This is a genomic window from Komagataeibacter sp. NFXK3 (genome assembly GCF_054182245.1).
Genome location: NZ_JAPIVJ010000030.1, coordinates 1 through 12,174, shown reverse-complemented (window position 1 = coordinate 12,174; position 12,174 = coordinate 1). Strand labels below are relative to the sequence as shown.

Below are 12,174 nucleotides of genomic sequence, written 5' to 3'. Positions count from 1 at the left end.
ACATCAGGGCTTTCATCGCCGTCCATAACGAACAGCCCAAGCCCTTCAAATGGACCAGATCCGCCGACGACATCCTGCAGGCCGTCAAGCGATTCTGCCTCCGTACTACCAAAATCAGCGAAACTTCAGAATCAGGACACTAGCTCGTTTTCAATCGTATCTGCCGCGTTCTCTAGGGCCGCACTATCAGTCACGTCCGCCGCCGCGGTCGCCGCGACGCCGCCAGCCTCGACAATTGCGCAATGAGTCACATCAAGGTTTTCCACTGATCGAGCGATGAGGCCAACGCTCCAACCTTTGGCGCCGAACAACTCGGCAGTCGCTCGACCGATTCCGGATGACGCTCCGGTGATGACAACAACGCGGGATGACGGGTTCATTTATTGGACCGATTCTTAGAGGGACAGCAACAAGGCCGTCTAGTTTCGGACGATTTCTATTAAGTCTTACGATCAGTGAACACGCAGAAAAGACGCACCTCAGTGTCTATCTAGCGTCCACAGCAGCGAACCTACGATGCCTGATTACGACAACTGGTCGTTTGCTTGGAGGCCATTGAGGGCTTTCTGGAACATGGTTAATGGCAGTAAAATTCGTTTCGCAATGATAATCGCGTAGTTAGGGCATGCGGGTCAAGGTGTATACCGTTCATTGAAGTCTTAACGGTAAATTATGTAAATTGACTTTGGCAGCTGTATTGAGTAGGATTTCAGACCGCAGAGCATAGCTCCCCGTAGCTCAGCCTCGGAGTAGCGTGTGCGGCGCAAAACACCGGACGCGTTAGGCACCGACGTCCAGAAATAATCCACTTTCGCCGAGTACCGGAGAACCTGGTTTAGTATCACTCATACCTACAGGGTTGCGTCGCGTATCGCACGAGGCGGTCCCGCAGCAAGCCTGCGTCTTTCCCGTAAGTTGAAATCAGCAAGACAGATGCTGTCTGGGGCAGCAATTAGAACTAATAATATTCATTTAAATTCTGTCGGCGCGTTGATCTCAAGCGGTAAAACGCCGCTCGGGGCGGATGTTATACTCCATAGCCACCTCAAATAATCTCTGGTGGATATTTCTCCGCTTTCGAAAAATTCCGTTAAAACCTCTGCAGATCTCACATTCGTGGGCCTAGAGGAATCGAACAGGAAGCTCGGCCTCGAAAAAAAAGGTGGATCGTACATTTTGGAGTGATCATGAAGGTATGTCTCGCCATACCCACCTTGAATGTAGCGTAAGACCCACTTTCCTGTTACTAAGCCATTGACAACCCCAAACGTGAACACGTGAAACGCAGTGAATATCAGCCCAGGTAGTTCCGGGATAACTCGTTCTCTATACATCCGGGTAACTCCGGCTAAGTCGAAGACTTCGTCGTCAAGCTCGATTGAAAGCAGAGTTTTATGAGGACTGGAACCCGTGCAAAAGACGACCGTATCGCACTCGATATTTTTACCATCCTCAAGCGTAATCCCGTCTTTAAAAAAACTTTTGATCTCGCCGATCAGGCCGTGCCCTTTAAAGTATTGTCTAAGCGTTGACATCGCGTTATCGCCAATTCTGCCCCAGTGGAATTTTCTGAAGTCCCAATGGCGCGCCCCGTATGTGTCAAGTAGACCGCATGCCCTCCATATTGCGAGATGAAGGCGCGGTGACTTCCCACCGACAACGCTACCGATGAACATCCCCAGTCGCCGATATCCACCCCAAGATGTGCCTGCCATCCGGGCCTCGGTTATAGCTATCAAAGGTTCGCTTCGAAGAAACCAATAGTTCTTACGGCATAGCCAACGTACCCTGTACCCGTGACGATTAAATCGGAGGATCAGATCTGTTGCAGTTTTGCTGCCTCCGATTAAAACGACATTCTTTCTTGCCTCGACTAGATCGTTGAGTTTCGAATCTGTAAGGTCAAAGGAGTGAAATATTTTTCCGGCGAAAGAGGCGGAGTTTGGAATGCTAGGGACTGTTCTTGCGCTGAAGCCATGAGTGTAGATTACATAGTCGAACTGCTCCTCGCGAGCCTCATTGGTTCCACGTTTCCGCATATGCAATGTGTAAACGCGAGAACTCCGGGAGTATGAAATTTTCTCCACCTCTGTGTTGAATTCCGCGTAATTGTAGAACGACTTATGAGAGAAGTATGCTTTTAAGTATTCGTAGACCTCGCGCGCCGAGATGGGTCTAGCTTTGTCAACGGATTGAGGAAGCGGAAAATCGTGATATTCAAAGGTTGCCGATGCGCCGTGCAAGGACAATCCAGAGTAGCAGTTCTCTGGATGCCAAACACCGCCTATGTCATCATTACGTTCATACAGCCGCACTTTATAATCTGCATTGACCAATTCGGTCAGGCAGCCAATTCCTGTTAAACCAGCCCCAATAATCGCTATTCGTTTACACATCTTTTCTCCAACTTTTCTTCGAATAATTTGTGGTTTTTCCGCAAAACATTACTCTGATGCCCCTTTCTCATTTCCTTAAAGCAGTCGGAAGCTGAATCCGGTGGGCCGCTGCAGCATGGTGAATTTCTTCGTGTGTAACCGTGATTACTATTTTGACAGAGCGTGATGTTGATTGGCCCGAATGCAGAACGACGTGCACCAAGCCATAGCAGAGAGCTGCTAACCTAACCCCAACACCTGGACTTCGAGACAATTGCATTCTGCTCGACGGACAACACCATGCGGCTGGCGAGTCCCGCCCTTTGGTCGATCAGGCAGGGTAAGGTAATGTTTATCCATGATACGCATCTCCATGCGCCAAGGTAACGACGACCGTACCTTATCGAATCGCTTCGGAAGAAGTGAAACGTTCGCTCCACATCGCTGCCGCAAGCACGCCCCTACCTTTAAGTTCAGCTCTAGAATGGTCGTACTTTCTCCCAGAGATATGGTGAAACAGCACACTCGACAACATTCTACATGTGAACGTCATGATGTCGCAATCACAACATTCGTGTCAATTGTTTTGAGGTTAGCATATCGCCGCGGGGTCGTCGCTCCGTGAATCGTGAACAGAGGTGATGTTGTGGACGGCTCCCGCACGGAATTTGCGAGGGTGAGATCGTTGCCGCCTGCAACGCGTGAAGCCGTCTATGGGAACTGGGAACTGGGAACTGGGAACGATTTCGACGATTGGCCTTGACTTGGCCAAGAGTGTTTTTCGGCTGCATGGGAACGATAATCTTGAATGCTCTCGTGCGCCGTCGCTTGCTGCGGGGTGAATTCTCCGGTTTTTCGAAGCGCTCTCGCCTTGGCTGGTCGGTACGGAGATCAATGCATCGAGATACGCCACTTGAAATACAGAAGGGCGTCCACAGTTCACAATTCACAACGCCTCGGGCGACCGAGGTCCTGGAATGACGTCAGGTTCGCACCAGCATGGATGGGCGCGCTCGTTTGCCGGACAACGTGTTCATCGAATGTCTGAGGCGACGGCAGCGTCCGAGGCATGCAAAGCTACGCTCCACGATCCAGCGTTTGGGCAGGACGACGAAGCCTTCGGCCCGATCGCTACGTTTGACGATCTCGATCGTCCATCGGCCGAGTTCAGCCAGCGCACCACGCAACTTCTCGCCAGCATATCCCCCGTCACCGATCAGATGGCGAAGCCAGGGAAACAATGAGCGTATCCTGACCGCTACCAGCGGCGCACCATCACGATCCTGAATGTCGGCGGGATGTACAACAGCCGCCACGACATGACCCAGCGTGTCGGTCGCGATATGTCGCTTGCGTCCCTTGATCTTCTTGCCCGCGTCATAACCGCGTGGGCCGCCATTTTCAGCGGTTTTAACCGACTGGCTGTCGATAATGCCCACTGAAGGCGTGGCGTCTCGCCCGTCCTGCTCACGCGACAGGATCACGAGAATATGGTTCATGGCTTCCCATCGTCCCTCGCGGATCCAACGGTAGAAATAGCCCTGTACGGTCGTGAAGGCCGGAAAGTGCCGGGGCAACTGCCGCCATTGGCAGCCGGTCGTGGCGATATAGAGAATCGCCTCCATGACCCGGCGTAAATCCGTACGTCGTGGTCTGCCCAGTCGTTTCTTCTCGGGCATCAGCGGCGCAATCAGCGCCCACTCCGCATCGCACAGGTCGCTTGCATATTTTAGGTCGTCCCGGCGATACTGCGCTCGGGTGATTTCAGTCCAGGCCATCTTGATCTCATCAGGTTCTCGCAAACCCATGAATCATAACCTGCTGAAATCACTCAGCTCATTTTCGGTCAGACACTGAGGGGCGGGCCATTCCATAAATTCCCGACAGTCCCGGATCGCCCATTATACCGGGCAGCGTCTGCACTCAGCACCCGCTGGACGCACGCCGGTGAGGCTTATCATGACGTGCCGACGCCATCTCGTCCGGGGTTAACTCGGGACCAAATGGCCAACACCAACGCCGCCAGAATGGCGACATAGACGACAACCGGGTATAGCTTGCTAAGTCAACAAACCCGTCCGAATGGGCGGGTCCACCTCTCATCCGTCCGATAAGATGATAGTTTGTTGTTGTGGAGATCGTTCCGCTGCAAAATTGGCTTTACTCTTCGCATCTAGGCACCACATTCGGAATATAGCCCGCCGGATGGGCTAAATTTCCGGCATATTCTCCCTTACCAAGCTTGCGCTTTTCGCTATTGACGTGCTATGGTGAATACTCGATTTTTGCCCCAAATCGTTCGCACAAGGAGTGATTTCCATGGACGGGACGTGGCTAGATCTGGAATCCAAAGGATATGTGGTATTACGTGGGTTTCTTTCTCAAGAAGATTTGAGTGCTATTCGTAACGACTACGAAAGTACGCCGGATAGAACGTTGATAGCAAATTACGATGCTAAACTTGCCGCATATTCGCTTCTTCCGCGTTTTGAACAGAAGTTGAAGGCGATTAGTGAAACTGTCCGCACAGAGACTGGAATTGATGCGGACATGACTTCGTATGCTCTTTATTTTTCGATCGAAAATGGAATAAACTTCAGCTGGCATCAGGATCTCGAAAGTTTTTTCTTGTTTCAAGATCATTATCACTATCTGAATTTCTATGTTCCGATAACAAAGGGCAATCAAAAGCAATCAAACGTCAGTATTGTGCCTTTTGACCAACTCAAGATTCATGCACCGGAGTATTACTCAAAACTTGTGGGGGGCGGTGCAACGCACTTCTGGCCACGCAAAGACGAGACCGTTGTTCTCTATAATGAGGACAACACCTGGGAGACAATGCCAATAAATATAGAAAAATTGGCTGTCACACCTGAGCTTGATGTGGGCGATCTACTGCTGCTCAGAGGTGACATAATTCATCGTACTCAGGACACGGCCCTGACGGAGAGAGTCGCTATCTCTTTTCGGAGGCTCCGAGCAAAGGGACCGATAAGCCTGGAAAGGATTACCTCAGGCGGCCCAAGGAAACGTCAGTTGATGGAGAACACTCCAGTACTGTGGGACGCGGTGAAGCGGTGTTTCGCAAAAGCCGATAAGCATGAAATGTGCGCCAGCGAGCTCGTTATGCGACTTCTCACAGAGTTGCCCAATTGATGTATTCAGGCGACATCGTCACGCTGATGGAATGGTCATCCCTGCTACTAACACTAGTGCTGATGCCACGTCTAGACCATTCACCATAGCGTCTTCGACAGGATGTGGAGGTTCACTCCTCAGAAATGTGCCGGGGCCGGATTGTCCGCTCGCTCAGCTCGAGGAGAACTGTAAAGGAGACGCTCTTGGTGGAGGTGACGCTAGACGAGATGGTTTCAAACGGGTTCCAAGTTGCTGGCACCTATGATCCTGATTTTTCCGAGCTCGTCGATGTCTTTCGCGAAAATTTTATTTGTAGACACGAGGTGGGTGCCAGCGTCTGTGTCATCATGCACGGTCGCCCAGTCGTGGATTTGTGGGGTGGCGTGGCGGACCTGACGACAAAGCGCCCTTGGAAACGGGACACGTTGAGCACGGTATTGTCCTGTACGAAAGGTGCAACAGCACTCTGCGCGCATATTCTGGCCGAAGAAGGACGACTTAATCTTTATGAGGACGTTGCGCGGCTTTGGCCGGATTTCGCGCAAGCCGGTAAGGCGGGCACCACTGCTGCAATGATGTTGGGCCACACAAGCCCGGTGCCGCATCTACGCGAACCAATACGGCCCAACGGTATGCTGGATTGGGAATACATGGTGGAGCGTGTGTCTACCGAACCCGCATGGTGGAAGCCTGGTACGAGACAAGGATATCACGGCCTCACATTCGCTTGGACTGTCGGAAATGTCGTTCGGTTGGCGGCGGGTATGCCTTTAGGCGCTTATTTTCACGAGCGCATCGCCGGGCCACTCGGCTTGGATTTCTATATTGGCTTGCCGGAGTCTGAGGAGCCACGCGTTGCGCGGATGATCGCCAGTGATCCTGGGGAAGTCGACCTTTCTTCGCGCTTCGTTCAAGCAGTAGTTGGCCAGCCCGGTAGCCTGCCAGAACTGTTTGTAAGCAACACCGGCGGTGCGGACTTCAGCTCGCCTGCGATGCGCGCGGCTGAACTTGGCAGCGTGAGCGGCGTGACCAACGCACGTGGCTTAGCCGGGATGTATGCGCCGCTCGCACGTGCCGGCTGTGGGCTTCTCTCGGTGGAGTCAGTGGCGCGTATGGGGCGCTGCCAATCTGCCACTTACGTGGATGCGACACTATTACAACCCATGCGGTTCGGGATGGGATTCATGGTCGGCATGGACAACCGATTGGCGGGCGGATTCAGTTTTCGGATTGGCGAGCGCGCGTTCGGCCATGTCGGCACGGGAGGTAGCGTTGGTTTTGCTGATCCAGAAATCGGGATGGCCTTTGGTTATACGATGAACCGTATGGGCGCGGGACCACTGCTCAATGAACGAGGGCAGGGACTAGTGGACGCCGCCTATACAGCCGCGAGAACGAAATAGTAAACGCGCGAATGACCCCGAGTTTCGTCGGTGCACTGGTTCACCTTGCACTGCGAAACGGCGGTAATAGCTTTATCGACCATTCTGACTTTCCAGTCCAAACAACGGTGTCTGCCAAAGCCGGGTAATATCAGAGCACCTGCACATTCGTGGAGGTGCGATCACTTCGAGTTGCCCCCGCTTCGTACCAGTCTCCGTAGTGTCGCAACCTCCTTAAAGAATTCACGCACCGGTTGTGCCGGCGAACCAAGCACGGTCGTTCCCGGTGCGATATTGCTCATGACCCCCGCTTTCGCGCCAATCTGCGCCCTTGCCCCTACATGAACGTGATCGGCTAGTCCGGCTTGGCCACCGATCGTGACATAGTCATCGAGCACACAGGAGCCGGATAGTCCTACATGCCCAGAAATCGCGCAGCACCGCCCAATTCGCACGCCGTGACCGACCTGCACGAGATTGTCGATGCGCGTGCCGGCGCCAATAACCGTATCGCTCATCGCACCCCGGTCGACTGTGGTGTTAGCGCCGATTTCCACGTCATCGCCGAGCACTACGATACCCAGTTGAGGTAATGTCAAGAACCCATATTCCGTCGGCGTGAATCCAAATCCCTCCTGCCCGATCCTCACTCCTGGAAATAGGGTCACGCGTGCGCCAAGAACCGCATGGCTGATGCTAACGTGCGCGTGGATTCGGCAGTCAGTGCCAAGCACCACGCCGTCACCGATTATCGCACCAGCATCAATACGACAGCGTTGGCCGATCTCAGCGTGCGAACCTATCACGACATTCGGCCCTATTTGCGCAGTTGCGTCTACAACCGCGTCATGTGCAATAACCGCCGTTGGATGGACACCGGCGACAACCTCCGGCACCGAATAAAAGAGAGCCGCAGCCTTTGCCCAGGCGATGAAGGGGTTTTCCACGACTATCGCCGTAGAGCCCATCGGAACTCGGGACGCCATGTCCTCTCGGACCAGCACCGCGCCGGCACGCGTTTCATGTAGTTTTGCCGCGAGCCTCTTACTTCCAAGAAAGCTCAGGTGGTGTGGCCCCGCATTCTCCAACCCGGCGAGTCCCGTTACCACCAACTCACGACAAGGTGCCTTACATCCAAGGGCTTGCGCGACAGCAGCGAGCGTATAGGGACCCGTATTGACGAAGAAACGCGGATCGCCCATACTATTGAAATTCGTCACAATAAATACCTTTCCGGGTTCAGTTTATGCGCATGCGTAGGCGCACTAGCTTACAAGCTTTAATTTCGACTGAAAAGCTAATCAAGAGCTGGCCCCTCCATTCGGACAGTTTTTAAACTTAATAACCCATTGTGAATGCTGGATAAAAGCCTGCAAAGGTGCTGGGTTAAAAATCCCCAGTTTGTCGAGCTAGGGAGCAGCCATATCTTTGATCGTCAGTTCCTCTTCCGGGTTGGCGGCCGCAGCGTTTTGGCTGCGAAGGCGGCGTAAGATTGGCATGACCCGCGTGTGTTCCGGTACCGTGTCGACATGCTGACGCAACCGATAGCTGGCTCCCTCGATCTGCACGATGGCATAGTGCAGGAGACGATCACGAAGCGCGGTTGCGACGACGGGATCGCCAAACACGTCGGCCCATTTGGCACCCCCCGGTTGGAAGTCAGGATCATCGGTCCCTTTTTGTATCGGGCACTCATCAACCGGAAAAACAGATTGGTGCCGCCGCTGGTGTTCGAGAGATATCCGATCTTATTGACTATCAGCAGCGCGGCACGGGCGTAGAAACGGATATTTTCCGTGAGGTGCCCTTCACGTGTCCGTCGTCGAAAGATTTCGGAATATGGGCGACGCGACATCCGTCCGCCAGGTCCGGGCTTCTTCGTCTCGTTCTTCAGGTCGTTCGTCATTCTGGCACCCTCGCGCCTTCCTCACGCGCTTATCTGGTGTCTCAAAAAACCGGTAGACGGGTGAGTCTGTCCCCGCCCGAACCAGACATCGGCGGGTGTGAGATTGTTCAGGCTTTCGTGATACCGGCGATGGTTATAGTTATCGATGAATGCTTTGATCTGGCGTTCGAGATCGTCTGGAAGATAATAATGCTCAAGAAGCAGGCGGTTCTTGAGCGTCTGATGCCAGTGCTCGGTCTTTTCCTGTGTCTGGGAAGAGTTCGGGGCAGCACGGGCATGATCCATCGCGTGCTGACTGAGCCATTTCGCGAGGTCTTCGGCGACGTAGCACGGGCCATTGTCGGACAACAGGCGCGCTCTATGCCTGACTGCGACCTGATCAAAGCTTGACGCCTGTAAGGCCAGTTCTAACGTTTGCATCACATCGGACGCCGTCATGCTCTTACGCAGTTTCCAAGCCATGATATAGTACGAGAAATCGTCAAGAATAGTCGATAGGTAAAACCATCCCCAGCCGATGACCTTGAGATTGGTGAAATCCGTCTGCCAAATCTGGTTTGGCATTCTCATTTTCGTGTGGAAGCTTTCTGTCGCCTTGATGACGATGAATTTCGGGCTGATAATCAGGTCATGGGCCTTGAGCAATCGATAGACCCAGGCTTCCGAGACTAAATAGCCCCGGCCAGCGCGAATTTACCGGAGACCCGTGCTTTCTGGGAGATCGCCCAGGCATGGAAGTCCTTCAGGATGGGTAGAGCCGCAAGGCCGTCGAAGCCTTTCAGGCCAGGGGCGTGAATCCGGAGGTTGCCATCGGACGGTCCCGTAGCTCGGTACCGTTATGACCTCCAACCGAAGCCACTGCCCAGAGAGTTCCGTTGGATCACCGAGCCCTTGCGCTTGAAAATGAAAGTCAAGCTGCAATAGGCTCCAGCAAACACTCGCTACGCCTTACGCAAGCAGACCGTCGAACCGGTCTCCGGTATCATCAAGGACGCCATGGCTTCACCCGATTCCACCTCCGGCGCCTCGCAAACGTCGCAACAGAATGCCCCTTGCCGCCCTCACATATAACTGCCGCAGGATCACCCGACTGACCGCCGCATAAACAACGGCGCCTTCGTCACTCATCACTGCCACATTACCCAAACCGACAGCCTGCTAGGCGTCACGACTTCTTTCCAACAGTTTCTTCAGTGTCGAGATGTCCAACGCGCTCTCCGCCAGAAGCCGTTTCAGTCTCTCGTTCTCCTCTTCCAGAACCTTAAGCCGCCGCGCCGCTGATACCTCAAATTTGGCGTAGTTGTCGCTCGTCGGCTCCTTTACAGGCGGCTGATCCGGCATCAAAGCGCGCACGAGAGACGATACTGAAGGGTAGTCGTATACTAACGTTACCGGCAGAGAGCGGTTAAGAACTCGTCCGAGCCTGTCACGAAACCTCAATGCCAACAGCGAGTCAACACCAAGATCAGTAAATGGAGTTTCGATTTGAACTTCCGGAACTGAAAATGTCTCGACTGCGACTCGCATGATGATCTTCTTGAGTTCATCGGGCGAGATATCGATCATTTCAGCGCGAAGAGCTACGGGCGGGATCACTGTCGCATTTTCGTGCCAATTAGCTTTGGCCAACGCTGTTCGGTCAACCTTCCCGTTGGCGTTCCGCGGAAGTGACTCACAAATTCGAAATTGCACCGGCACCATGTAGCCTGGAAGCACTCTCTGGCAGTATTGCCGCAGCGCGAGAATGTCGCGGGACTGTGCTCCCGAGACCGGGACCGACTCATGACGTTCATTCAGGTGTGAACTAGGCGACGGGCTGTCGGTGAAAAAGCGCTCGCCCGAACCATCCAACACAACGTGTGCGACCAGCCGCTTTTCACGATCGCCCACCGCCACCACCACAGCCTGTCGAACGTCGGAATGTCGCTCGAGTAATGACTCGATCTCACCGAGTTCGACACGATAACCATGCACCTTAACCTGTTGATCGCGGCGACCCAAAAACTCAATGTCCCCGTTGGGCAACCAGCGGCCCCAATCTCCGGTGCGATAAAGCCGTTCTCCAGTGCGGGGGTGTAAGATAAACCGCTCTCGCGTTCGTTCTTCATCGTTCCAATACCCCTGCGCAAGACCACATCCGCCTATATGAATTTCTCCTGGCACATATGTCGGACACGGTTCTAGATCTGGGCCAAGGATCCAGGCCGTTTGGTTGGCCATCGGTCTGCCCCAAGGAATGCTTGACCATGCAGGGTCCACCTGCCCGATCGAATACAAGATTGAGTTGATGGACGTTTCAGTGGCACCCCCCACACTGATGATTGCAGCATCAGCCACCTGGGACCGGAAAGCATCTGGCAGGCTTACGGGTATCCAATCCCCGCTCAGCATTACCTTGTTCAAGCTGCCCATGGCTTCCACTAAGTCGTGGTTTCCTTCGGCATACTCCACGAGGAGCCCCAGCAACGCTGGTACCGAGTTCCAAACCGTTATACCCTGTCGAAGATACTGCGCCCATAATGCGGGATCTTTTGCATCCCCGGCCTCAGGCAGCACCAGAGCGCCACCAGCCGCAAATATTCCGAACATGTCATAGACGGACAGGTCGAAGGACAAAGACGATAGTCCGAATGTGCGATCCGTAGATCCTATCCCAAGACGAGCATTAATATCTAAGACATAATTCACTGGACCGCGATGATCGAGCATAACTCCTTTAGGCTCGCCCGTAGATCCAGACGTATAGATGATATAAGCAAGATCGGTGGGCTTCTGGACAAATTCCAGCGGCGAAATCTCGTCGACTGGTTCTTCGTCCCGGACTATGAGACAAACCATACCCCCCAGTTCATCGGGGTTCAGCCAGGGCTGAACCAACGCCAGCCTCGCTCCGCTTCGTTCCAGTAGTAGCCTGCGACGCTCCGCAGGAAGACCCGCGTCGATTGGCACATAGGCCGAACCGGAGTAAAGAACCCCCAAGACCGCGACCACCTGCTCCCAACCTTTGTCCATTACTATAGCGACAGGCGAATTGATCCTCGCACCGAGTGCACGAAGGCGACTACCAAGGCATCGTGCCATCGCGTCCAACTCTCCGTATGTGAGTGTGCGGGACTTCGTGATTACAGCAGACCGATTGGGTTGCACGATTGCCTGCGTCTCAAACAGCCCATGTAAAGTTTGCGATGAAACGAGCCCGGCCGTCTCATTGACGGCGGCAATACGACGCTGCTGCTCTTCGGATGTTAAGCGGCATGGAAAAGTGACCCCTTCGGAAGGGGGACAGGCAGCCAAAAACGACCCCTTTCTGAGAAACGGGTTCACGATGGCCTTCATGCTGAATGGAGGCCCGGTTTGGGATGCTTGTTGT

Annotated in this window: 7 protein-coding genes and 6 pseudogenes; 4 read left to right on the top strand and 9 right to left on the bottom strand. The window is 53.7% G+C overall.

Annotated features, from left to right (window positions below):
• Positions 1 to 143: pseudogene (locus tag OQZ28_RS16275) on the top strand (IS630 family transposase); the annotation flags it as partial.
• Here OQZ28_RS16275 and OQZ28_RS16270 read toward each other — a convergent pair.
• From OQZ28_RS16270 to OQZ28_RS16260, 3 genes are all read right to left on the bottom strand, one after another.
• On the bottom strand, positions 132 to 380 hold the full coding sequence (locus tag OQZ28_RS16270) for an SDR family NAD(P)-dependent oxidoreductase (protein ID WP_458136638.1): 249 nt from the start codon (positions 378 to 380) through the stop codon (positions 132 to 134). The pseudogene OQZ28_RS16275 and the gene OQZ28_RS16270 overlap by 12 nt on opposite strands.
• Before the next feature lie 588 nt (positions 381 to 968).
• Entirely contained in the window at positions 969 to 2,396 is a 1,428-nt protein-coding gene (locus tag OQZ28_RS16265; protein ID WP_075595597.1) for an FAD-dependent oxidoreductase, read from the bottom strand.
• A 962-nt stretch (positions 2,397 to 3,358) separates the two neighbouring features.
• Positions 3,359 to 4,153 (bottom strand): IS5 family transposase, encoded by a 795-nt coding sequence (locus OQZ28_RS16260; protein ID WP_458136637.1) that lies wholly within the window; start codon positions 4,151 to 4,153, stop codon positions 3,359 to 3,361.
• A 541-nt stretch (positions 4,154 to 4,694) separates the two neighbouring features.
• On the opposite strand from OQZ28_RS16260, the gene OQZ28_RS16255 reads away from it, so the two are divergent.
• Together OQZ28_RS16255 and OQZ28_RS16250 are read left to right on the top strand one after the other, a co-directional pair.
• A complete protein-coding gene (locus OQZ28_RS16255) occupies positions 4,695 to 5,534 on the top strand; it encodes a hypothetical protein (protein WP_075595596.1) in 840 nt (279 codons plus the stop codon).
• Between the two features lie 188 nt (positions 5,535 to 5,722).
• On the top strand, positions 5,723 to 6,919 hold the full coding sequence (locus tag OQZ28_RS16250) for a serine hydrolase domain-containing protein (RefSeq protein ID WP_458136640.1): 1,197 nt from the start codon (positions 5,723 to 5,725) through the stop codon (positions 6,917 to 6,919).
• A gap of 161 nt (positions 6,920 to 7,080) precedes the next feature.
• On the opposite strand, the gene lpxD is transcribed toward OQZ28_RS16250, so the two are convergent.
• From lpxD to OQZ28_RS16230, 4 genes and pseudogenes are all read right to left on the bottom strand, one after another.
• Positions 7,081 to 8,100 carry a UDP-3-O-(3-hydroxymyristoyl)glucosamine N-acyltransferase gene (lpxD, locus tag OQZ28_RS16245; protein ID WP_458136639.1) on the bottom strand — a complete coding sequence of 340 codons (1,020 nt, stop codon included), beginning with the start codon at positions 8,098 to 8,100 and terminating at the stop codon, positions 7,081 to 7,083.
• Between the two features lie 207 nt (positions 8,101 to 8,307).
• The gene (locus tag OQZ28_RS16240) at positions 8,308 to 8,526 is read right to left on the bottom strand and encodes an ATP-binding protein (RefSeq protein WP_458136636.1); all 219 of its coding nucleotides are present in this window, start codon (positions 8,524 to 8,526) and stop codon (positions 8,308 to 8,310) included.
• A 77-nt stretch (positions 8,527 to 8,603) separates the two neighbouring features.
• Positions 8,604 to 8,753: pseudogene (locus OQZ28_RS16235) on the bottom strand (hypothetical protein); the annotation flags it as partial.
• Positions 8,754 to 8,870: 117 nt separating this feature from the next.
• Positions 8,871 to 9,485: pseudogene (locus OQZ28_RS16230) on the bottom strand (transposase); the annotation flags it as partial.
• Between the two features lie 74 nt (positions 9,486 to 9,559).
• Between OQZ28_RS16230 and OQZ28_RS16225 the strand changes: the two are divergent.
• A pseudogene (locus tag OQZ28_RS16225) lies at positions 9,560 to 9,909 on the top strand (transposase); the annotation flags it as partial.
• 28 nt (positions 9,910 to 9,937) lie between these two features.
• Here the strand turns inward: OQZ28_RS16225 and OQZ28_RS16220 are convergent.
• A pseudogene (locus OQZ28_RS16220) lies at positions 9,938 to 10,103 on the bottom strand (IS3 family transposase); the annotation flags it as partial.
• A gap of 102 nt (positions 10,104 to 10,205) precedes the next feature.
• Positions 10,206 to 12,140, bottom strand: a pseudogene (locus OQZ28_RS16215) (amino acid adenylation domain-containing protein); the annotation flags it as partial.
• Positions 12,141 to 12,174: the final 34 nt, after the last annotated feature.